Here is a 21,625-nt window from a genome sequence, read left to right as displayed (position 1 = left end):
GAGAGCGGCGAGGCGGGTGTCCTTCAGCGACCGCTGCGGGCGAGTAGGTTGACTCTGTCGCCTGCTTTCAGCACGATGTCGGCGTCCGGGACTCCGATTCGATTTCCACGCACGAACGACACCGGGATGTGGTCGTCTGGCCAAGCGACGGCACCGAGTCTCTGACCGATCTCGGGCGCATCCGCCGCCAGCGTCAGCTCCGCGATGAGGTAGCCGGTAAGGGGCGTGGAGGGGCGCTGGCCCCGCTCTGATGCCGGTGCGATGGTGGCTTCGGCCGCCTCATCGGGTTCAGGCTGTGATTCGGGAGCCCCGAGTTCTTCAGTCACTTTCTCGAGCACGGATTGATCTGTGATCCAGCCTTCGATGTGGCGGCCATCCTCGGAAAGGACGGGGAGTCCATCCCGTCCGTACTCGCGGACCTGGCGGAGAACGTCGACCAGCGGTTCTGTGGCGAACACCGCTTGGGGATCGTGGCTGACCCGGACTCGACCGCGAAGAGCGAGGGGTTCGGGGGTTTCACCTGGGTGGGCGAGGTCGAGATCCAGCCGAGTCCCGAGCGGTCTCATCGCTTCCGAGGCCTTCAGGTCGGCGAAGGCTCGCCAGGGTGCCGCACGATCGATGTCCTGCCCGCGGCGCAACAGCTTCGTGGTGTAGATCGTGCCATAGCTCAGACCCCGCGAGACCGCGGTGGCGATGGCGACGGACAGCATCACCGGCAGGGTCAGGGTGAAGTCGCCGGTCATCTCGACGACGCTGGCGAGCGAGGTCAGTGGTGCGCGCGCGGCCGAGGTGAACACGGCGCCCATGGCGACGGCGGCGTAGAGGGCTGGGTTGCCTGCTGCGGGTCCGAACAACTTGTCGACCGTGACGCCGAATGCCATTCCGGAGGTGACGCCGATGAACAGGGACGGCGCGAAGATCCCTCCCGATCCGCCGATACCGAGAGTGAGACTGGTTGCCAGCATCTTGCCTACCACCAGGATCAGGAGGAACCAGAGGGTGTAGTCGCCGGCGATGGCTTTGAACATCACCGGATACCCGACCCCGTACATCTGGGGCAGTGCCAAGAGGAGGAGGCCGAGCACCAGGCCGCCGACAGCGGGACGAGCCCACTCGGGGCGGCCTTTCCAGATCAGGTCCCAGAGATCTTCCATCTTGTAGAGGACGGTCTTGAACAGGAGGCCGATGAGCGCCGCGAGCACGGCAAGCACGGCGATCAGCAGGTAGTTGCTCGGATTGTGCAGCGTGATTCCGGAGGGGAAGCCGGTGAGGAAGGGGTGATCTCCGAGAAAGGGGATGGCCACCGCATCGGCGACCATCGCCGACAGCATGACCGCGAACATCGCCTCGACAGAGAGCTCGCGCAAGATGATCTCGGCGCCGAAGAAGACCCCGGTGATCGGTGCGTTGAATGTGGCGGCGATGCCTCCCCCCGCGCCGCAGGCGACAAGGATGCGCATGCGATTCTCGGGCATCCGAATCCACTGCCCCAGGCCGGAGGCCAGAGCAGAACCGATCTGCACGATCGGGCCCTCCCGCCCCACCGATCCGCCGGTGGCGATGGTCAGGGCGGAGGCGAGTGCCTTGACGACAGCAACCTGGGGTCGAATGCGGCCGCCGTTCTCGGCGACCGCGATCATCACTTCGGGCACGCCGTGCCCGCGGGCCTCACGTGCGAATCGGTAGACCAACGGCCCGTAGATGACGCCGCCGACGACCGGAACGAGAACGAAGAAGCCGAGCCCCAACCACGGCAGATGCGAACTGCCGACATACCCGTCCTGCCCGAACTCGGACTGGCCGGTGACAAGCCAGGTGAGGAAGGAGATCAGGTTTCTGAAGACGACCGCCCCGATGCCGGATGCGACGCCCACGGCGACGGCGATCCCGAACAGTCCGAAGCGGGAGCCTCGCAGGCCGCCCGCGATCCGGTCGGTGATCGAGAGAACCCACCGGGCGCGGGGTCGTGCTGTGCTGTTTGTCATGGTCGTTCCTCTGTCGCCGTGATGCGGCATGTTGTGCGCCTGGGGTCAGGCAGGGGATCAGTAGCGGCGGTTGGCCGCGGGGCGTGGTTTCGTACCGGCAGATGGTGGTCGGGGTTACGAGGCAGGTGCCAGCTCGACGTCGAGATCTCGGAGGATGTAATCCAGCTGTTCTTGGGTCATCGCGCCGGGGTGCCGGACGACGATCTTGCCCTGGGGGTCGACGATGACCAGATAGGGGAGCCCGGTCACCTGCCAGGTGCCGGCTGTGCTGCCGTCGGGATCTCGAAGCGATCGGAACGTAGCGCCGACCGCCGCGGTGAATGACCGTCCGGCCGAGGCCGTGTCGTCGACGTCCACGCCGATGAAGTCCACAGCGCTCCCGAGCGCGACGTGCTCGCGCTCCAGGGCGGGGAGTTCGGTTCGGCAGGCGGAGCAGGTACTCGACCAGAAGTCGATCACCCGGTAGCCGCCTTGGCTGGGAGGCGAGGGATCCCCACTCAGCTCGGGAAGTGTGAGCGACGGGGCGCGGTCCCCGAGGGCTGTTCCCCGCCCTGCCGGGTTCGCGAGCGGCGAGCCGGCGACGTGAATGGTGCTGGTGGCCAGGTCCGCAGCCATCTGCGCCATGGCCCGTGCGAACGGCCTCGTGTTGGCGGAGTCCGACCCGAATCCCCCGATGGCGCGTTCCTGCCCGCTGGGATCGATGAAGTAGATGGTGGTGCAGTGCGACACGGTCCCCGTGGCGGCGTCGGCCTCGATGTCGCAGCCGTAGCGCTTCGCGATGTCGGCGAGGCCGGCGCGCGATGCGGTGCCGTAATACCAGTTGTGCAGCGTACCCAGGGCGTGTTGCCGAGTCCACCCGCGGACGTCGGCGACCGCGGTGTGGAAGGGGTTGGCGTTGATCGACACGAAGGCGATCTTGGAGGCGTCGGCGCCCAGGTCCTGGTCGGCGGCGATCACGTCCTGGGCGAGCAGGGTGCACAGGTCGGTGCATTCGTCGTCGTTGAAGGTGAGCACCACGGGTCGCCCGCGGAATTCGGTCAGGTCGACGTGATGCCCGTTTTGATCGGTCAATGAGAAGTCCGGCGCCGGCGCCGAGGTCTGTTGAAGCTCGACGAGTGATGAGTCCGCCTCCGACAGGCCGGCGCCGAAGGACGGAGCGGGTGCGCCGCCCAGCGCGGCTGCGATCAGGACGCCCACGACCAGGACGCCTCCCGCGGCGGCGAAGACCCAGGGCGCTACTCGCACTCGGGGTCGGGATCGTCGTTCAGACATGTCGACGACCTCGATCCCGGATCGCGGCAGCGGCAGCGGTGACGCCGGCGACCGCGACGATCACCGCGGCGAATGCGGTCGCCCACCACAGAGGCGACAGGGACATGGCCTGCTGGACTCCGGCTTCGCCTTGCACAATAGGCGCGTTCAGCGTGGCCGCAAGCGAGGGCATCCAGATCTTCGCTGCCGCGAAGATCAGCAGGTAGATCCCGGACGCCAAGGCGACGGCGGCCCCCGCCCGGCGGACCCAGAGTGTTGGGAGCCGGAGTCGTCTGCTGCGGCCGACGAGGGCGACGATGACGCTGAGAGTCGTGACCATCAGGCCCATCCCGACGCCGTAGGCGATGGTAGCGGCAACCGCAGTCACGGCATCGCGCGTCGAGGCCACGCCAGTTGCGGCGAGGAACAGCGGCAGCTCGCAGCCGAGGGACCCGAGTGCGTAAAGCGCGCCGAACGTGAACATCGCGACCGTGCCGCGTCCCCCGCGGAACCTCAGCCATCGACCGGGAAGGGGCAGCGCCCGACCGCGCAGCCCGAGCACGGCGACGGCGATGACGGCGATGCCGAGCACCCCGATCGCTCCCGGTCCGATCGCGCTGATCGCGGCAGCCATTGCCGACAGCGGCAGCCCGACGGCGACGAACACGGCGAGAAATCCCAGACTCATCGTCGAACCTGCCTGTACGCCGCGGTGAACACGGTGGATCGTCGGCTCGTCGTCGCCGGACATCGAGAACAGCCCCAGGTACGCGGGCAGCAGCGGCGCGCCACACGGATTGAGGCTGGCGAGCATGCCCACGAGAAGGGCGTACTGAATCACTCCGACCCTCCACCGGGTGATGACAGCTGGGAGAGGTAGGCGTTGTAGGCACCGAGCTCGTCATCCGCTCGGGTCCTTGCTCGCGCCTCTACTCGCGCGTTCATCCGCGCCTCCGAGCGCTGCGCCCGCCAGAAGAGGATGCCGAGCACCGCAAGGGTGGGGATCTCGGTGAAGGCCCAGGCGATCCCCCCGCCGGTCTGCTGGTCGGCCAACGGCCGGATCCCCCAGCCTGCGATCGGGTGCGCGTAGAAGCCGACGATCAGCGTCGTCGACATCATGACCGCCACACCAAAGAATGCGTGGAAGGGGAGAGTGACCGTCAGCTCGAGCACGCGGCGCAGGGGTGCGGAGACGATCTCGCGCCGTGGGCGAGGCGCCGGGTCGATCCCCAGTACACCCCAGAAGTAGAGGCCGCCGACGGCCGCAAAGTGGAGCAGCATCAGATTGTGGCCCCACATCGTGGACATCAGAGCGTCGAACACCGGGGTGAAGTACAAGCCGTAGAGGCTGAAGAGGAAGAGCGTGACGATGACGAGAGGGTGCGTCAGCGTCCGCATCACCCGCGAGTGCAGGACGACGAGCACAGATCTGCGGATCGCCTGACGTCGCGAACCGCCCGAGAGCGAACGCAGCAGGAGCGTGACGGGAGCCCCCATCACCAGCAGCAGCGGCGTCAGCATCCCGAGCACCATGTGCTGGACCATGTGGACGCTGAACAGCTCCATCCCGTAGCCGTCCAGCCCGGTCGCCGTCACCGCCAGTATCGAGATCACGCCGGCGCACCACCAGACGACCCTCGAGACCGGCCAACGGTCGCCGCGCCGAGCCAGCACGACCACGCCCAGCGCGTACAGAGCGAGCAGTGCGATGGCGATCGCGGGGACGACGGGGACGGGTTGAAGGTGGATGCCGATCAGCCGCGCCAAACTCGGCGGCTCGGTCGGCATCCACATCGAGCCCGACATGTGGGGGCCGGAGCCGTGGGGGGAGGGTGGCGCCATCACGTGCATTACTGCAATAGTTGCATGTATGCATACCGCTGAGCAAGGCGGCTCGCTGGCCGATCGGATGGCAGCTCGACTGCTCCAGACCCGGTGGGTGGTCCGAGCCCTCGTGCCCGTGTTCCGCATCGGTCTCGGCGCGATCGGAGGAGGCCGCCTTCTGCTGCTCGAGCACCGAGGCCGCGCGTCCGGTCGACGTCGCTTCGTGGTCCTCGAGGTCGTCGATCGCCCGGCGCCGGATCGAGTCGTCATCGCATCCGGATTCGGGGTGTCGGCCCAGTGGTACCGCAACCTCGTGGCGAACGGCATCGCATTTGTCACGCTGACGGGACTTCGAGCCCGACGAGCGGTGCCCACCTTTCTCGACGAGAAGGAGTCACGAAGCCAGCTCGTCGGCTATGGGGCACGCCATCCGTCGGCATGGCGTCATCTGCGTGGGGCCATGGCGATCGCGCAGGGCGTCGTGAACCCCGACATTCGCATCGTCGTGCTCGACCTTGCCGACCGTCGGCACCCATAGGCTGGAATCGTCTTGCACGATCATGGGGAGGGTGTCAATGACGACAGCGCCTTCAGGTGAGCAGCAGTCGACCGACGCGGATGTTGAGGCCACCCTGGTCGCGTCGCGTGCGTTGCTCGGGGTCGTCGCACGGTCGATCGCCGAAGCGCTCGACGTCGTGACGCTTCCGCAATTCCGGGTGCTTGTCGTGCTCCGCACCGCGGGTCCTCTGAGGATGGGAGCGCTCGCCGAGCGGATGAACATCAACCCCTCGACCTTCAGCCGCTTCGTCGACCGGATGGTGGAGGGCGGCTGGATCCAGAGGAAGTCCCGACTCGAGAGTCGCCGGGAGGTCCTCATCGATCTCACCGCGCATGGTGCGCAACTCGTCGACCACGTCACCCATCGTCGTCAGCGTGAACTCGCGACGATCCTCAGTGAACTGGACCCGGCACAGCGTCGCGCGGTACGGCGCGGGTTCGAGGTGTTCGCCCTCGCGGCGGGGGAGCCGTCCGCGACCGACCTGTTGATACTAGGGATCTGATCAGCACCGCTGCCTCGATCGTCGCGAGCTGTGGTCGTCGGTTCAGTCAGGTGCGACCGCCCGGCGGATGACGTCGATGAGCGTTCGCACGGTGCGGTCGAGGTCTGCGGAAGCGGGTGGCTGACGGATCAGCCAGATGTCGATGACCTGTCCGAGCGACATGACCAGGGCGAGCAGGAGGTCCGTGGGGAGGTCGGTGCGTACGGCTCCGATCTCTTGACCGACGGCGAGGGTTCCAAGCAACCACGGGAGCGTGGCCTGCTCGGCCTCCTGCTGGGCCGTGCTCACCGAGGGCGCGCCGCCGCCGGACAGCCATCCGCGCAGCAGCGCGGCGACCTCCGGAGAGGTCAGTAGGACTTTCATGAGCCGCAGGTAAAGCTCGGTGAGAGAAGACCAGAACTCATCGGGAGTGCCGGCCGGCGGCACAGGGAATGGGCCGGCGCCACCCAGCAGGCGTTCCAGCCGGTCGCGGATCACATGCGTGTAGAGGTCTTCCTTGCCGTCGAAGTAGTAGTACATCGAGCCCTTGGAGATTCCCGCGGCATCGATGATCCGGTTGAGGGATGCGTCGGCGAAGCCGTGTGCGGCGAACTCGCTGAGAGCGGCGTTCAGGATGTGTTCCTGTCTCGCGACGGCGAGCTTGTGAAAGCGGGGGCGGACCATGAAGCTATTCAACCGGTCGGCACAGGGGAGATCTGGATCGGGTCGCGAAGGCTGCGCCGCATGATGAGGCGGGAGATCGATCGCACGGTCATCATCCGCATCGCGGTGTCGCGCAGGAGCAGTTGGGCTCGGTTGCGGGGGGCGAACGCGGCGCCCAGGCCGATGGCGGCGTTCTGCTTCGCGAGGACCAGGGGAGCGAGTCGCTGGTGGTAGCCGACGAAGGCCGCCAGGTGGTCGCCGCCCGAGCGCCGCAACTCCGCCGCCAGCTCATACGCCTCCACCATCGCCAGTGCCGAGCCCTGACCCGCCAGAAGCGAGGGGCAGGCGGCCGCGTCTCCGATGAGGGCGACTCGTCCGTGCGACCAGGACGGCATCCGGATCTGGCTGGCACGGTCGAAGTAGAACGTGCGCGCCTCCGGCATCCGAGCCAGCATCGCGGGGACCTCGCCGCCGGCTCCGGCCAGGAGCCCGCGGAGGAGTTCCTGCTGCGCCGCGGGATCCTCCTCTGGGACCTCGCCGTCGTAGCGGACGGTGAATATCAGCATGGTCGCGCCGTCGCGTCGGGCGAACCGCAACGACTGGAATCCGACTTCGGTGTCGGAGACGGCGACCATCTCGTCGCGCGGCTCATAGCCGTCCACGTCGAAGGCGGCGACCACCAGGCCGAGATCGCGTTGATAGTCGGCGTCCGGTCCGAACACGGTGCGGCGCACGCGCGAGTGCAGACCATCCGCCCCGATCACCAGGTCGAACTCTCTCGTCTCGCCGCCGGTGAACTCCACCTGCACACGCGTCCCGTCGTCGCGGATCAGGTTCACGGTCTGCCCGAAGATCGTCTCGACTTGGCCCTGTGCGGCGTCGTAGATCGCCGAGGCCAAGTCGGTGCGGGCGACAGTGACGTATCGTCCGGCGACGCCTCCGGCCGCGTCGTCGATCATCTGGCGCGGATCGAGGGCGACGACAACTCGCCCGTCGGCCTTGACCTCGCGGAGTTCGCGGGGCCGGTAGCCCTTCTCCATGAGTTCGGGAACGATCCCCATCCGCTGGGCGACGTCGAAGCCGGCGCCCCAGAAGTCCACCAGATACCCGCCCTCGCGCAGGCGGGGCGCGCTCTCGATCAGAGTCGGTTGATGACCGGATCGCAGGAGCCAGTACGCCAGAGTCGGCCCACCGATCCCAGCCCCGACAATCAATATCCGCATGCCACACCTTCTTTCGACTAGCAGTTAGACCACTGGTCTAAGATTGACACGCGAGGGCGCACGGATCAAGGCTCGGAGAGGCAGGCCTTGCGCAGATCCCCATCTCAGTTCGGTATTGAAACATCGCGCACGTTCCGCATCCTCGAGTTCTCGCCGATTCCCGTGCTGGTCGTCCCCGCGCCGAGCGGGCAACGCCCCGCCGGAACGTGAACGTGCCGCACCGTGCCAGGCTGTTTGCATGAGTCTCGGGTCGATGCTCCGCCGCGGTTGGCTGTTCACGATCAAGCACAGCCTGAACCGACTGACCGGCCGCATGGCCCGCCGAGGCAGCGGGCACTTCTCGATTGTGCGAACTGTGGGCCGCAAGAGCGGAAAGACCTTCGAGACCCCGATCCTCGCGCGGCCGATCGAAGGCGGCTTTGTCTGTGAGCTGACCTACGGTCCCGAGGTCGACTGGTACCGGAATCTGGTTGCGGCCAACGGCGGCGAGATCGTGCATGACGGCGTGACCACGAGGATCGTCGGGCTCGGGCCGATGACGACCGCCGAGGGCATGGCCGCGTTCACGCCGTTCCAGAGGAGGGTGCTCAAGGTGCTCAAACGCACCCACTTCGTGAAGCTGCTTGTCGGCTAATGGACAAAGAAGCATCTGTTGTCAGACACGGATCGTTTCCTCGACTGTCGGGCTGCGAGGAAATGAGTCGATCGGTTGCGGTTCAACTGATGACCTTGGCGCCGTGTCCCCCCGGCGTCCCCCCGCATCGAAAACCACGCCCTTTTCACGGTTCCATGGCATCCCAGGAACGCATGAAACGGGGGATCTCGTCCCAGCCGGAGCACTCGTAATGAATAGGTCGAGAGTTCGATTCTCTCAGGTGGCTCCACTGAAGAAGGCCGAGATCTCGGGGATCTGACCGTCTGCTGTCCCGCCGCGTTTCCCAGGTTCGCGGCTCGCATCGCGTCGATCAGCAGCCAGGCGGTGCGCCTCTCACGGCGCGAGGTTAGTGGCGCGGGGTCGGGGGCGGCCGCCTCGATCAGCTCTCGCGCGGGATGCGCTTCAGCTGTGGCGTGATCGGCAATAGGGAGCTGGAGTGGGGGCGGGATCGTGGCCGCCCCACTCCAGGGCGGTCTAGCCCTCGGCCAGCGATTCGGCGGAGAGCTGGGTGTTGTGAGTCGTGCCCCCTAACGCGAGCATCACGAGCAGCGCGGCGAACAAGGCTGACAGCCCACAGACCAGGTAGCCGAGGGCATATGCCCGATCGAGTGCCGTGAATGCGACATCGTGGAGCGGGTTGAACGGCACGGTCTGTCCGGTGGGCAGCTTGACGGTTGCGGGCACTCCGTTCGCGCCCAACGGTCCCGAGTTGACCGCACCGACGGCAGCTTCGAGAGCGGGCTTCTCCGCGGCAGGTGCATGCGCGGGTGCGGCGTTGAACGCCTCGAGCGCTTTCTGCAGCGCGGGAGTCGACGCGACCTTGCTCTGGATTTCCGCGGCGGCCCGGCTGAGCGCGATCGATCCGATGACAGCCGGCCCGAGCGTGAACCCGAAGTCCCGCAACAGACTCGTCGTTCCGCTCGCCATCCCCGCAAAGTGGTTCGGCACCGTGTTGACGGCGACGCCGGTCAGCGAGGAGATCGAGAACGCGAATCCGATCCCGACGATGAGCAGTGGTGCGACGATCACGGCGATGGACGTATCGCGTGCCGAGATCGTGGACATCCAGATGTCCCCGACAGCGAACAGCAGGAATCCGAGCCCCATCGTCCACCTGGGGTTGATCTTCTGCATGGTCCGGGCGATCGTCACCGCTTTCGTCGATCCCGTTCTCGACCTGCATGAGTCAGAAGACGGCTATGCCTCCGCGCAATTGATCTTGCGTGAGGTCACTGATCCTTCCAGCGGAACGCGGCCTGAGATCCGTGCACTCTTCGAGCCGATCGCCGAGGGGTTCACCCAAGCCATCCGCGCCGCACTGCCCCACAAGCCGGCGAGGTTCCACGAATGGGCCTACTTGTTCTCGGTCGGCGCGCTCACGATGAGCGCCTTCGACGATCGAGTGGGAGCCGCGCCATCCGCTGCGCGTCGAACCGACAAGCGTGACGCCCTCAAGCGCTACCTCGTTGCCGCCCTTCGCGACGCCGAGCCCGAGTAGGCGACGTCGGCCTCAGGCGCTCGCGGCGCCGTCTGCGCCGGATCAGCCCCAGGCGCTCGCCGGCGCCTTGACGACGTCGACCGGCGTGTAGTGCCAGTGGGCGCCATTCGCATAGTGGCTGGTCGCCCAGCCCGAGGCCCAGATCGCCGACTCCGTCGCTGTGGTCGAGGTCGAGGCCTCGAGTTGGGCGGCGATCGACGAGAACATCGGGCGTCGCAGGTTCATCGCGAGGTACTGGGCCGCGACTTGCAGGTTCGGGTAGGTGCCGGTCCCGCCGCCGCCGCCCGAGCCGAGGCCGTTGTTGAGCGGGTTGTTGCGGTTCCACCAGTCCTGGGCGCCGTTCTCCTGACGCATCCAGCGGGTCATCACCGTGACGTTGCCCTCGGTGATCGGGAACCCGCCGTCGAGCAGCACGAGCTTGGCCCAGTCGTAGTTGGTGCCGCTCTGCACCAGTGACTCGATCCCGGCCGTCGCCGTGTAGTCGTCGCGTGCGACCGCGGTCGGTTCGGCGGTCACTGAGACCGACAGCTTCTGCGCATGCATCGACATGTAGGCCTGCAGCTGGTCGGGCTGCTTCGGCGGGGCCACGGCGAGCACGGCGGCGAGTGAGAACGCCGTGATGGCGGCGCCGATGACGACGCGGGTGGGATGAAAAGTCATATGGCTGCGTGTCCTATGCCGGCACGGAGTCGGCATGCCCGGAGGCGAGTCAGGCCCCCAGGCTACCAAGAACGACCTCCGAGCGGGCTGGGACGCCCCGATTCGGGTGCCCGCGGGGAGCGAATCGCCCCCATTCCGGGGGAAGAATGCCCGGTTTCGCCCCCCGCGCGGGGGCCAGAACCGCCGAAATCGGGCCCGACCGCCTTGCCTCCACCCCATCGAGGGCGTAGCTTTCGGGGCACGGCACCGCTCCGGGGGGAGGGGGTCGAGCTGAGCTTGGTCCGGGGGGACTAGACCATGAAACGTACCGTTGTATTGGGGACCGTCTTCGCGACGGTGTTCGTGTTGGCTCTGCCGTTCGTCGGCGGAGGCGGCCCATCGTTCCTGACGCCCGCGCTCGCGTCAGAGGCCTCGTTCGCCGGGTTGCCCGTCGCCGCGACGTCGCCCATCGCGAGCGGGGCGGTGACCCAGGTGAACGCGGCGCAGGCCGTGTCGGCCGTCAGCGTTCCGACCGCGACGGTCGTGTCGGTCATCCAGCCGACCGCGGCGCTCACCACCGATTCCGAGCACGTCGCGCAGAAGCCGGTGCCGAAGCCCGTCGTGGTCGCACCACCGACCTCGGGGCGCAAGGGCGGAGACGGTGGCGTCGCCACACGGCGTGCGCAGCGCCAGGCCGCGGGCCAGGCCTGCCCGGCTCAGGGCAGCGGAGGCGGCAGCGCTCCCGGCGTCGCCGACTCGCTCGGCCAGGGCATGATCACGGGCACCACGACCGCCGACATCCAGTCGTTTTCGTCGACGTTCAACGCGATCCGTGCCCAGAATTGCCTGGACGCCATCCCGGCCGGCAACTTCCGCTACGACTCCTGCATGGAGCAGCGTCTGTTCTGGATGGCCGAGGACCCGAGCACCGACCCGAGCAGCGCGTGGGGCCACATGGGCTCGGTGCGCAGCGACGGCGTCCCGTCGCGCGGCTGCGACGGCAACCTCGCCGGCGGCTCCGGCAACACGGGCGCGACGGTCGCCACCAAGTGGTGGAACTCCCTCGAGCACCGGCTCTCGCTCTACCGTCCGAGCTACTCGGGCAGCACCGCGGGCGTCTGCATCTACTTCGCCATGAGCCATGGCGGCATTCCGAACGAGCCCTCGAGCTTCACCCGCGCCGCGGCGCGCTGGGGTGGATGCTAGAGCGGCGGTAGCACCGGCGGGGCGCGCGGTTCTCAGCCCGCGCGTCCCGATCGGCTAACTTGGCAGTCATGAGCGACCGACTGCGCTGGGGCATCCTCGGCACCGGGTTCATCTCCCGAGCGATGACCTCCGACCTCCTTCTCACCGGCCACACCGTCACGGCGGTGGGTTCCCGATCCCAGGCCGGCGCGGATGCCTTCGCGGCCCAGCACGGGATCGCCACCGCGCATCCGAGCTATGAGGCACTCGTCGCCGACCCCGAGGTCGACGTGGTCTACGTCGGGACGCCGCACCCATTCCACGCCGCGAACGCGACCCTCGCGCTCGAGGCGGGCAAGCACGTGCTCGTCGAGAAGGCGTTCACGGTCAACGCGGGCGAGGCGGCCGCCGTCGTCGAGCTCGCCGCAGCCAAGGGGCTCGTGGTGCTCGAGGCGATGTGGACCCGATGGATGCCGCACATGGTGCGCATCCGCGAACTCGTCGCCGCCGGTGCCCTCGGCGAGATGCGCGCCCTGATCGCCGACCATGACCAGAAGCTTCCGACCGACCCCGAGCACCGCCTGCAGAACCCCGAACTGGGTGGCGGCGCGCTGCTCGACCTCGGAATCTACCCCATCTCGTTCGCCTGGGACCTGTTCGGTGCGCCGTCGTCGGTCTACGCGCTGTCGACCCCGACCCCCACCGGAGTCGACGGCAACGACGCGATCGTGCTCGGGTATCCGGGCGGGCAGAAGGCGATCATTCACACGGTGCTGGATGCCGCCGGCCCCAACACCGCGGTCATCGTCGGCACCGAGGCGCGGATCGAGATCGAGGGCACCTGGTACATGCCGACCGCGTTCTCGCTGATCGAACCGGACGGCACCGTGCGCGAGCGCTTCGAGCAGGAGGTTCCCGGCCGGGGGATGCAGTTCCAGGCCGAGGAGCTCGAGCGGCTCGTCGCCGCGGGGCAGCTGGCGGGCACCGTGCTGCCCCCCGCGCAGTCGGTGGCGATCATGGGAACGCTCGACGAGATCCGCCGGCAGATCGGGCTGCGCTACCCCGGAGAGTGAGCGGCGGACGCCGGCGCCGCCCGGCCCTGCGCCGAGGCGCTCGCCTATCATGGCTGGGTGACCGACGAGCAGCCGATCTCCCGTCGTGCCGCCCGGGACACCGCGGGCGGGGCTGAACCACCGCGGCCCACCGGGATCGGAGCCCTGTTCCGAGCGCACCCGATGGCCTGGTTGTTCGGGGGGCTGGGAGTCGTGTTCGCCCTGCTCGGCACCGGGGCCGTGTTCGCCGGGGTGGCCTTCGCCTCCGATCCGGTTGCGGTGGCGGCGCCGACGACGGCGCCGACTACTGCTCCGCCGCGTCCGACTCCGTCGGCGCTGCCGACTGCCAGTCGTCTGCGCACCTGCTCGGTCGCCGGGCCGGCCGCCGACCCGCGGCTGATGGCCCTCACCGGCAGCGTCGTGCGCTTCGACAACGGCGAGGCGCTCTGGGACCACGGCGCCTCGACGCCGGCGAGAACCGCCAGCACCCTCAAGCTGCTGATCGCCTCCGCGGCGGTGGTGGTGCTCGGCCCGGACTACCAGATCGCCACCGACGTGGTCGACGGGTCGACCCCGGGCACGATCGTGCTGGTCGGGCACGGCGACGCCACTCTGAGCGCCCTCCCTTCCGGACGGGACGGCGTCTACGCCGGGGCGCCGAAGCTGTCGGATCTCGCCGCGCAGGTGATCGCGGCGTACGGCACCAAGCATCCCGGGGTCCCGATCACGAACGTGGTGCTCGACGCGAGCTACTGGAACATGGCGGATCGCTGGGACGCGAGCTGGAAGCGCACCGAACAGACCCAGGGTTACCAGTCCGAGGTCACCGCCCTGCAGGTGGACGGCGACCGCGCCGACCCGACACGCGAGACCAGCCCGCGCAGCACCGACCCGGTCGGCCGGGCCGGGGCCGCCTTCGTCGCGGCCTTGCAGTCCGCCGATACCGGCGGCGTCGTGGCCTCCACGGTGACGACGAGTTCGGGCAGCGCGACCGCGGGCGCGACCTCGCTCGGCGAGGTGAAGTCGCAGCCGGTACGCACCCTGATCAAGCAGATGCTGCTGCCGAGCGACAACACCTTGGGCGAGATGCTGGCCCGCAACATCTCGAAGGTCTCGGGTCTCGACGGATCGGCGGCGTCCCTGCAGCAGGCCATCCCGAGCGCGCTGAGCCGGCTCTCGCCGCCGATCCCAGCCGCCGGTCTCACGATCATCGACGGTTCGGGCGAAAGCGCGAACAACCAGGTCCCGCCGGCCACGATGACCGCACTGCTCCGGCAGATCCAGGCGGGAGGGTCGAACCTCGACCTGGTGCGTGCCGGGTTGTCGATCGCCGGCCAGACGGGCAGCCTCGCCGGGAGGTTCACCGGCCCGAACGCCGTTGCGCGCGGCAAGGTCGCGGCCAAGACGGGGTGGATCGATACCGAGTACAGCCTGGCGGGAACCGTCACGGCGGCCGACGGAACGGTGCTCGAGTTCACCTTCTACGCGATCGGCACCGGCATCTCGAGCACCGCGAAGGCGGCCCTCGACACGCTGACCGTCGCGGTGTACAACTGCGGCGACAACCTGTCGAACAACTGATCCGCGATATCCGATGAGGGCATACCCATGACACGAGCTCTGTTCATCATCGACGTGCAGAACGACTTCACCGAGGGCGGCGCGCTCGCGGTGGCGGGCGGGGATGCGGTCGCGGTGGGCATCACCGACTACCTGCGCGCGCATCCGGATCGCTATGACGCGGTCATCGCGTCCCGCGACTGGCACGAGGCGAGCGGCGACAACGGCGGGCACTTCGCCGTCGGATCCGATCCCGACTTCGTGACCAGCTGGCCGGTGCACTGCGTGGCAGGCACGGTCGGCGCACAGTACGACCCAGGACTCGATGCGGACCTCATCGACGTGCACATCCGCAAGGGCCAGGGGGTACCTGCCTATTCGATCTTCGAGGGCACCACCGAGGACGGACTCGGCCTCCCCGCCGTGCTCGATAAGCTCGGGGTGACCGACATCGACGTAGTGGGAATCGCCACCGACTACTGCGTTCGGGCGTCGGCGCTCGATGCGCTGCATGCGGGACGACACGTCCGCGTGATCGACGATCTCGTCGCCGGGGTCGCCTCGGAATCGAGCGCGGCCGCCCTGCGAGAGCTCGCGGATGCCGGTGCCGATATCGAAGCGTCGACTGGGAAGGATCTCTCGTGATCTCGGAATCCGAACTGCTGGCCGAGGTGCCCGCGAAGCTGTTCATCGGGGGCAGGTGGGTGGATTCGACCTCGGGTCGAGCGCTGACGGTCTCGGACCCCTCGACCGGCGCGACCCTCAAGACGATCGCCGACGCGACACCGGCCGACGGGGCTGCCGCGCTGGATGCCGCGGTCGCCGCGCAGGCGGGCTGGGCATCCACGGCGCCGCGCAAGCGCGGCGAGCTGCTGCGTGCGGCCTGGCAGCTCGTGCAGGACCGCGCCGACGAGTTCGCGCTGCTCATGACGCTCGAGATGGGCAAGCCGCTCAGCGAGGCCCGCGGCGAGGTCGCCTACGGCAGCGAGTTCCTGCGCTGGTTCGCCGAAGAGGCACCCCGCATCGCCGGCCGCTACGGGCCGACCCCCGAGGGAACCGGCCGGATGATCGTGACGCAGCGTCCGGTCGGACCGTGCTTCTTCATCACGCCGTGGAACTTCCCGCTCGCGATGGCGACCCGCAAGATCGCGCCTGCCCTCGCCGCGGGCTGCACGGTCGTGGTCAAGCCCGCCGCGCTCACGCCGCTGACGACGCTCTATCTCGCCAAGATCTTCGACGAGGTCGGCCTGCCGGCCGGGGTGCTCAACGTCATCACGACCTCGACGAGCGGGGCGGTCTCCGACCCGATCATCGCCGACCCGCGGCTGCGCAAGCTGAGTTTCACCGGCTCGACGCCGGTCGGCGTGGCGCTGCTGAAGAAGGCGGCCGACGGCGTGCTGCGCACCTCGATGGAACTCGGCGGCAACGCGCCGTTCCTGGTCTTCGAGGATGCCGACCTCGACAAGGCGGTCGACGGCGCCATGCAGGCTAAGTTCCGCAACATCGGCGAGGCCTGCACCGCGGCGAACCGCTTCCTCGTGCACGAGTCGGTCGCCGAGGAGTTCGCCGCGCGGGTCACCGAGCGCGTCGCCGCCCTCAAGATCGGCCGCGGCACCGAGGAGGGCGTCTCGATCGGCCCGCTGATCGACGAGAAGGCCGTCGCCAAGGCCGGCGCTCTGGTGGGCGACGCGGTCGAGCGAGGGGCGACCGTGACCACGGGGGGCTCGGCGATCGACGGTCCCGGCACCTTCTACCGGCCGACGGTCGTGACGGGCGTGGTCGCGGGCAGCGACATCCTGCGTGAGGAGATCTTCGGGCCGGTGCTCGCGATCTCGACCTTCACCGACGAGGCGGATGCCGTGGCGAAGGCCAACGCGACCGAGTACGGCCTGGTCTCGTACGTCTACACCCGCGACCTGGCTCGCGGGCAGCGCATGATCGAGGCGCTCGAAACGGGCATGATGGGACTCAACGCCGGAGTGATCTCGAACGCCGCGGCCCCGTTCGGCGGGGTCAAGCAGTCGGGCCTCGGCCGCGAAGGCGGACTCGAGGGCATCCACGAATACCTGGAGACGAAGTACGTCATGACACCGGATCCCTTCGCATGATCGCCCGCCTGCTCGTGGTCGTCAGCGTGCTGCTCGCCGTCGCGCTGGCCGTCGGATTCGTGCTCAAGGTGTTCCTGCACGCGTTCTAGGCGGCGTCGCCGTTCCCGGCAGAGCGTCAGACCAGCAGCTGGTGCTTCGCCAGATCGCGGTAGAGCGGCGTGCTCGCCACCAGCTCGGAGTGGGTGCCGACCCCCACGACCTTGCCGTGGTCGAGCACGACGATCTGGTCCGAGTCGACGACGGTCGAGAGCCGGTGGGCGATCACGATGAGGGTGCGGTTCTCGGCGACGGCATCGATGGCCTCGCGCAGCATCTGCTCGTTGAGGCCGTCCAGTGACGACGTCGACTCGTCGAGCAGCAGGATGGGCGGGGCGGCGAGCAGGGTGCGCGCGATGGCGAGGCGCTGGCGCTCGCCCCCGGAGAGCATGACCCCGTCTTCCCCGACCGCGGCGTCCAGGCCGAGGGCGTTGCGCTCGAGCACCTCGGTGAGGTTGACCGCCTTGAGCACCGCGATGCAGGCCTCGTCGGTGGCGTCGGGGGAGCCGAGCAGCAGGTTCTGCCGGATCGAGCCGGCCAGCACGGGCGCGTCCTGCTCGACATAGCCGATCTGCGATCGCAGGTCGGTGCGGTCGAGGCCGCGGATGTCGATGCCGCCGAGCCGCACCACGCCCGCGGTGGGGTCGTAGAAGCGCTCGATGAGGGCGAGGATCGTGCTCTTGCCCGCTCCGGACGGCCCGACCAGGGCCGTGCGCTTGCCGCGCTCGGCGGCGAAGGAGATGCCGTGCAGCACGGTCAGGTCGCGGGGTTCCTCGCCGTCGTGCAGGGCGACGGCCTCGGCCGGGTAGGTGAACGCGACGTCCTCGAAGCTGATCGCAGCGTCCGTCTCGATGGCCGCAACCGGCACGATCGCCGCGTCGCCGTCGGTCTCGCTGGGCAGCGAGATGATCTCCTGGATGCGGCCGAGCGCGCCGAGGGCCTGGTTCACCGAGTTGATCGCGCCGAACGCGGTGCCCAGCGGGCCGATCATCATGAACAGGAACAGCACGAACGAGATCAGGCTGGCGATGGTGATGGCCCCGCTCGCGACGCGGAAGCCGCCGACTCCCAGCACGACGAGCAGCGAGACCTGCAGCGCGACACTGGCGACCGGCACCACCAGCGCCGAGATCTTCGCGACCTGGATGCCCATGCGCCAGGCGCCCTCCGCATCCTTCTCGACCGCGGCGATCTCCCGCTCGGTGGCATTGGATGCCCGCACCGTGCGCACCGCGGAGAGCGAGCGCTCCACCGCCGCCGCCAGATCGCCGACCTTCTCCTGCTGCTTGCGGCTTGCCACCCGCACGCGCCCGGAGAGACCCACGACGGTGATCACCGCGACCGCCACGACCAGCAGGGTGAGGCCGAGCAGCACCGGGTCGATGATCGCCATCGCCACCAGCGCGCCGATCAGCACGAGCGAGCCGCCGATCGCGTCGATGAGGCCCTGCGTGATCACGGCGTAGAGCAGCGTGGTGTCCGATCCGACGCGGGAGACGAGGTCGCCGGTGCGCCGAACGTCGAATTCGCTGATCGGCAGCCGCAGCATCCTGCGCACCAGCTGGCGCCGGGCGGAGAGCACGACGCTGGTGCCGGTGCGCTGCAGCAGGTAGTGCTGGAATCCGCTGAGCAGGCCGGAGGCGACCACAAGGCCGACGAGGGCCCAGACGAGCATGCCGAGCGGGGATCCCTTCTGCACGACCGTGATCACCTGGCTGACGAGCAGCGGCTGCGCGAGGGACGCGGCCGCGCCGACGACGCTGAGCGCGATGACGACGCCGAGGATCTTCTTGTGCTCGAAGAGGTAGGGCAGCAGCTGGCGGAAGCTGGCGCGGGGCCCGTCGTCTTTCCTGCCTCGGGAGAAGGGCGAACGACGTTCGGGCGCAGTGGTACTCATGGTTCCAGTCTCCCGTGATCTGTGATGTGGCCAGTACTCCGGCCGGGGTAACTCTCTAGCGCCGCCCGTACTTCTTGTGGACTGCCTGCCGCGAGACGCCGAGCGCGGTGGCGATCATCTGCCACCCCATCCCCGCGTTGCGCGCCTTGCGCACCAGGCTGGCCTCGTGGCGGTCGAGTTCCGCGCGCAGCTGGCTCACGGCGTGCAGCGCGGCCAGCGGGTTCTCGTCCCCGGCCTGCGAGGTGAGTGTGCGCATGGCGTCCGACATGTTGTCAACCGTAGTTGACGAAATATCGGGCGTCAACCGGGGTTGACCGCGCCGGTTGACACTGTGAACATGTCGCAGCATCTTGTTAGGGTCGGGTGCGTGCCTGCCGCCGTGATCTCCGCCACCGCCCTGACGAAGAAGTACAAAGACGTCGCGGCCGTCGACGGCATCTCGTTCTCCGTGGCGCCGGGGGAGTCGTTCGGGCTCCTCGGGCCCAACGGGGCGGGCAAGTCGACCACGATGCGCATGGTGGGGGCCGTCTCGACGCGCACCAGCGGCGAGCTGACCATCCTGGGCCTCGACCCGAACGAGAGCGGTCCCGAGATCCGCTCGCAGCTCGGCGTCGTGCCGCAGCAGGACAACCTCGACACCGAACTGCGGGTGCGCGAGAACCTGCTGGTCTACGGGCGCTACTTCGGCATCCCGCGCGCGCAGGTGGCCCGGCGCGCCGACCAGCTGCTCGAGTTCGCCCAGCTGAGCGATCGCGCCAAGGCCAAGGTCGACGAGCTCTCGGGCGGCATGAAGCGGCGGCTCACGATCGCGCGGGCGCTCGTCAACGACCCGCGCATCCTGCTGCTCGACGAGCCCACCACCGGCCTCGACCCGCAGGCCCGGCACATCCTCTGGGACCGGCTGTTCCGGCTCAAGGAGCAGGGCACGACCCTCGTGCTCACCACGCACTACATGGACGAGGCCGAGCAGCTCTGCGACCGGCTGGTCGTCGTCGACAAGGGGTCGATCATGGCCGAGGGTGCGCCGTCGGCCCTGATCCGGCAGTACTCGACGCGCGAGGTGGTCGAGCTGCGCTTCGGCTCCGACCGCAACGCCGACGCCGCGACCGCGTTGGCGGGCATCGGCGAGCGGGTCGAGGTGCTGCCGGACCGCATCCTGATCTACACGGATGCCGGCGAGGCCGCGCTCGAGGCCGTCACGGCCCGCGGGCTGTCGCCGATCACGAGCCTCGTGCGCCGGTCGAGCCTCGAAGACGTGTTCCTGCGTCTCACCGGACGGAGCCTGATCGAATGAGCGTCGACGAACCGACGACCGAGACGGGCGTCGGCGCTGGCGTCGCAGTGAGGTCCAGAAATGGACCTCGCCCCAGCTCCAGCGCGCGCTGGGGCTCGTGGTACGTCGCCGAACACAGCCTCCGCCGGCTCAAGGGCTACGGCGGCACGGTCGTCGCAACCGCGTTCGGCACCCCGGTGCTCTACATGATCGCGTTCGGCGTCGGCCTGGCGAGCCTGGTCACCGCGCACCTGGGACCGCACGCCATCAACGGGGTCAGCTACCTGACCTTCGTCGCGCCGGCGCTGCTCTGCGCGGCGGGGATCACGGTCGCCGCGGAGGAGTTCACCTACCCGATCATGATGGGCTTCAAGTGGAACCCCGTCTTCGTCGGGATGAACTCGGCCCCGCTCAGCGCGCGGCAGATCGTCAACGGGCTCGTGATCTTCGTCGCCATCCGGATGTCGGTGACCGCGCTGATCTACTTCGCCATCACCTCGCTGTTCGGCGCCGTGCCGTTCTCGAGCGGCTGGTTGTCGGTGCCCGTCGCGATCCTGACCGGCCTGGCGTTCGGCGCCCCGCTCATGGCGTTCAGCGCGTCGCTCACCGAGGACCGCGGGCAGTTCGCGCTCGTCATGCGTTTCGTCGTGGTGCCGATGACCCTGTTCAGCGGCACGATGTTCCCGCTGACCCAGCTGCCCGAATGGCTGCGCTGGATCGCCTGGATCTCGCCGCTCTGGCACGGCACCGAGGTGGCACGGGTCGTCTCGTACGGAGCGGATGTCGCCCCCTGGCTGATCGCGGTGCATCTCGCGGTGCTCGTGGTGCTTCTCGTACTCGGCTGGGCGCTCGCCGTGCGGATCACCAGGAAGAGGCTCGACAAATGACATCGACGATCGACCGGGCCGTCGTCGGGCGGGGCGGCGGCGTTCGCGCCCTCTATGCCGGCAATTCGCGCGCCGTGATGTATCGCGGTCTGCTGGCGACGAAGAGCTCGAACTACTGGGTCGTGCTCTCCGGCTTCTTCGAGCCGGTGTTCTACCTGCTCTCGCTCGGCATCGGACTGGGCGGCTTCATCGGCACCGTCACGGATGCCGCGGGTCGCGACATCCCCTACGCCGCCTTCATCGCGCCGGGTCTGCTCGCCGTCTCGGCGATGAACGGCGCGGTCTACGACTCGACCTGGAACGTCTTCTTCAAGATGCATTTCGGCAAGCTCTACGAGGGCATGCTGGCGACGCGCCTCGGGCCGCTGGATGTCGCGCTCGGCGAGATCTCGCTCGCCCTGCTGCGCGGCGGCCTCTATGCCACCGCGTTCATGGTCATCATGCAGATCCTCGGGCTCAACCTCGCCTGGACCGCGCTGCTCGCTCTTCCGGCCGTTCTGCTCATCGCCTTCGGCTTCGCGAGCCTCGGCATGGCCATCACCAGCTATCTGAAGACCTTCCAGCAGATGGACTGGATCAACTTCGTGCTGCTGCCGATGTTCCTGTTCTCAGCGACCTTCTACCCGCTGAGCGTCTACCCGCAGTGGCTGCAATGGATCATTCAGGCCCTCCCGCTCTGGCAGGGGGTCGAGCTGGTGCGCGGCCTGACGACGGGGGCACTGACCCCGGGGATGCTGGTGCACGTGCTGTACTACCTCGTGCTGATCGTCGGCGGCCTGGTCTTCACCACTCGGCGGCTGAGGGCGCTGTTCCTCGACTGAACCGTACCGATTGCGGAATCGGGTCCCG

General features: G+C 68.5%; 22 protein-coding genes. 12 read left to right on the top strand and 10 right to left on the bottom strand.

All coding sequences use genetic code 11. The annotated features are described in order from the left end of the window. Positions 1–23: 23 nt before the first annotated feature. From ACFPJ4_RS14730 to ACFPJ4_RS14715, 4 genes are all read right to left on the bottom strand, one after another. A complete protein-coding gene (locus tag ACFPJ4_RS14730) occupies positions 24–1,985 on the bottom strand; it encodes a chloride channel protein (RefSeq protein ID WP_386741212.1) in 1,962 nt (653 codons plus the stop codon). A 114-nt stretch (positions 1,986–2,099) separates the two neighbouring features. Further along, entirely contained in the window at positions 2,100–3,230 is a 1,131-nt protein-coding gene (locus ACFPJ4_RS14725; RefSeq protein ID WP_386741211.1) for a redoxin domain-containing protein, read from the bottom strand. A 19-nt stretch (positions 3,231–3,249) separates the two neighbouring features. After that, positions 3,250–4,077 (bottom strand): cytochrome c biogenesis CcdA family protein, encoded by an 828-nt coding sequence (locus ACFPJ4_RS14720; protein WP_386741210.1) that lies wholly within the window; start codon positions 4,075–4,077, stop codon positions 3,250–3,252. After that, complete coding sequence (locus ACFPJ4_RS14715; RefSeq protein ID WP_386741209.1) at positions 4,074–5,042, bottom strand: cytochrome c oxidase assembly protein; 969 nt, start codon at positions 5,040–5,042, stop codon at positions 4,074–4,076. Before ACFPJ4_RS14715 ends, ACFPJ4_RS14720 begins: the two co-directional genes overlap by 4 nt. Positions 5,043–5,106: 64 nt before the next feature. Between ACFPJ4_RS14715 and ACFPJ4_RS14710 the strand changes: the two genes are divergently transcribed. Beyond that, a complete protein-coding gene (locus ACFPJ4_RS14710; RefSeq protein WP_386741208.1) occupies positions 5,107–5,598 on the top strand; it encodes a nitroreductase family deazaflavin-dependent oxidoreductase in 492 nt (163 codons plus the stop codon). A 37-nt stretch (positions 5,599–5,635) separates the two neighbouring features. After that, complete coding sequence (locus tag ACFPJ4_RS14705; RefSeq protein ID WP_386741207.1) at positions 5,636–6,121, top strand: MarR family transcriptional regulator; 486 nt, start codon at positions 5,636–5,638, stop codon at positions 6,119–6,121. A 42-nt stretch (positions 6,122–6,163) separates the two neighbouring features. On the opposite strand, the gene ACFPJ4_RS14700 is transcribed toward ACFPJ4_RS14705, so the two are convergent. Next, the gene (locus tag ACFPJ4_RS14700; protein ID WP_386741206.1) at positions 6,164–6,784 is read right to left on the bottom strand and encodes a TetR/AcrR family transcriptional regulator; all 621 of its coding nucleotides are present in this window, start codon (positions 6,782–6,784) and stop codon (positions 6,164–6,166) included. 8 nt (positions 6,785–6,792) lie between these two features. Further along, on the bottom strand, positions 6,793–7,986 hold the full coding sequence (locus ACFPJ4_RS14695; protein ID WP_386741205.1) for an FAD-binding domain: 1,194 nt from the start codon (positions 7,984–7,986) through the stop codon (positions 6,793–6,795). A gap of 238 nt (positions 7,987–8,224) precedes the next feature. Between ACFPJ4_RS14695 and ACFPJ4_RS14690 the strand changes: the two genes are divergently transcribed. Then, positions 8,225–8,620: a PNPOx family protein gene (locus tag ACFPJ4_RS14690; protein WP_386741204.1), complete on the top strand. Its 396-nt coding sequence runs from the start codon at positions 8,225–8,227 to the stop codon at positions 8,618–8,620. A 495-nt stretch (positions 8,621–9,115) separates the two neighbouring features. Here ACFPJ4_RS14690 and ACFPJ4_RS14685 read toward each other — a convergent pair whose 3' ends face one another. After that, entirely contained in the window at positions 9,116–9,775 is a 660-nt protein-coding gene (locus tag ACFPJ4_RS14685) for an MFS transporter (RefSeq protein WP_386741203.1), read from the bottom strand. Between ACFPJ4_RS14685 and ACFPJ4_RS14680 the strand changes: the two genes are divergently transcribed. Further along, complete coding sequence (locus tag ACFPJ4_RS14680) at positions 9,774–10,139, top strand: hypothetical protein (protein WP_386741202.1); 366 nt, start codon at positions 9,774–9,776, stop codon at positions 10,137–10,139. The genes ACFPJ4_RS14685 and ACFPJ4_RS14680 overlap by 2 nt on opposite strands. A gap of 42 nt (positions 10,140–10,181) precedes the next feature. Here the strand turns inward: ACFPJ4_RS14680 and ACFPJ4_RS14675 are convergent, their stop codons facing one another. Continuing rightward, positions 10,182–10,799 carry a hypothetical protein gene (locus ACFPJ4_RS14675; RefSeq protein WP_386741201.1) on the bottom strand — a complete coding sequence of 206 codons (618 nt, stop codon included), beginning with the start codon at positions 10,797–10,799 and terminating at the stop codon, positions 10,182–10,184. Positions 10,800–11,096: 297 nt separating this feature from the next. On the opposite strand from ACFPJ4_RS14675, the gene ACFPJ4_RS14670 reads away from it, so the two are divergent. The 5 genes from ACFPJ4_RS14670 to ACFPJ4_RS14650 all read left to right on the top strand — a co-directional run bounded on the left by ACFPJ4_RS14670 (position 11,097) and on the right by ACFPJ4_RS14650 (position 16,683). Further along, positions 11,097–11,984 carry a hypothetical protein gene (locus tag ACFPJ4_RS14670; RefSeq protein WP_386741200.1) on the top strand — a complete coding sequence of 296 codons (888 nt, stop codon included), beginning with the start codon at positions 11,097–11,099 and terminating at the stop codon, positions 11,982–11,984. Positions 11,985–12,052: 68 nt separating this feature from the next. Continuing rightward, positions 12,053–13,036 (top strand): Gfo/Idh/MocA family protein, encoded by a 984-nt coding sequence (locus tag ACFPJ4_RS14665; protein WP_386741199.1) that lies wholly within the window; start codon positions 12,053–12,055, stop codon positions 13,034–13,036. A gap of 57 nt (positions 13,037–13,093) precedes the next feature. Then, positions 13,094–14,596, top strand: coding sequence for a D-alanyl-D-alanine carboxypeptidase/D-alanyl-D-alanine-endopeptidase (locus tag ACFPJ4_RS14660; RefSeq protein ID WP_386741198.1), 1,503 nt, complete (start codon positions 13,094–13,096; stop codon positions 14,594–14,596). Between the two features lie 27 nt (positions 14,597–14,623). Next, positions 14,624–15,220 (top strand): isochorismatase family protein, encoded by a 597-nt coding sequence (locus ACFPJ4_RS14655; protein WP_386741197.1) that lies wholly within the window; start codon positions 14,624–14,626, stop codon positions 15,218–15,220. Next, positions 15,217–16,683 (top strand): NAD-dependent succinate-semialdehyde dehydrogenase, encoded by a 1,467-nt coding sequence (locus ACFPJ4_RS14650; protein WP_386741196.1) that lies wholly within the window; start codon positions 15,217–15,219, stop codon positions 16,681–16,683. Before ACFPJ4_RS14655 ends, ACFPJ4_RS14650 begins: the two co-directional genes overlap by 4 nt. A 115-nt stretch (positions 16,684–16,798) precedes the next feature. On the opposite strand, the gene ACFPJ4_RS14645 is transcribed toward ACFPJ4_RS14650, so the two are convergent. Both ACFPJ4_RS14645 and ACFPJ4_RS14640 read right to left on the bottom strand, forming a co-directional pair. Next, positions 16,799–18,616: an ABC transporter ATP-binding protein gene (locus ACFPJ4_RS14645; protein ID WP_386741195.1), complete on the bottom strand. Its 1,818-nt coding sequence runs from the start codon at positions 18,614–18,616 to the stop codon at positions 16,799–16,801. Between the two features lie 55 nt (positions 18,617–18,671). Then, positions 18,672–18,884 carry a hypothetical protein gene (locus ACFPJ4_RS14640; protein WP_386741194.1) on the bottom strand — a complete coding sequence of 71 codons (213 nt, stop codon included), beginning with the start codon at positions 18,882–18,884 and terminating at the stop codon, positions 18,672–18,674. Between the two features lie 99 nt (positions 18,885–18,983). Between ACFPJ4_RS14640 and ACFPJ4_RS14635 the strand changes: the two genes are divergently transcribed. The 3 genes from ACFPJ4_RS14635 to ACFPJ4_RS14625 are packed head-to-tail and all read left to right on the top strand — an operon-like array spanning position 18,984 to position 21,597. Beyond that, complete coding sequence (locus ACFPJ4_RS14635) at positions 18,984–19,910, top strand: ABC transporter ATP-binding protein (RefSeq protein WP_386741193.1); 927 nt, start codon at positions 18,984–18,986, stop codon at positions 19,908–19,910. Next, positions 19,907–20,776 (top strand): ABC transporter permease, encoded by an 870-nt coding sequence (locus ACFPJ4_RS14630; RefSeq protein ID WP_386741192.1) that lies wholly within the window; start codon positions 19,907–19,909, stop codon positions 20,774–20,776. Before ACFPJ4_RS14635 ends, ACFPJ4_RS14630 begins: the two co-directional genes overlap by 4 nt. Beyond that, a complete protein-coding gene (locus ACFPJ4_RS14625) occupies positions 20,773–21,597 on the top strand; it encodes an ABC transporter permease (RefSeq protein WP_386741191.1) in 825 nt (274 codons plus the stop codon). The genes ACFPJ4_RS14630 and ACFPJ4_RS14625 overlap by 4 nt, the downstream gene beginning before the upstream one ends. Positions 21,598–21,625 lie beyond the last annotated feature (28 nt).

Origin of the sequence: Lysinimonas soli, assembly GCF_042655435.1 — a bacterium.
Taxonomy (GTDB): domain Bacteria; phylum Actinomycetota; class Actinomycetes; order Actinomycetales; family Microbacteriaceae; genus Lysinimonas; species Lysinimonas soli.
The sequence above is the reverse complement of the archived record's forward strand: the minus strand, read 5'-3'. Positions and strand labels throughout refer to the sequence as shown.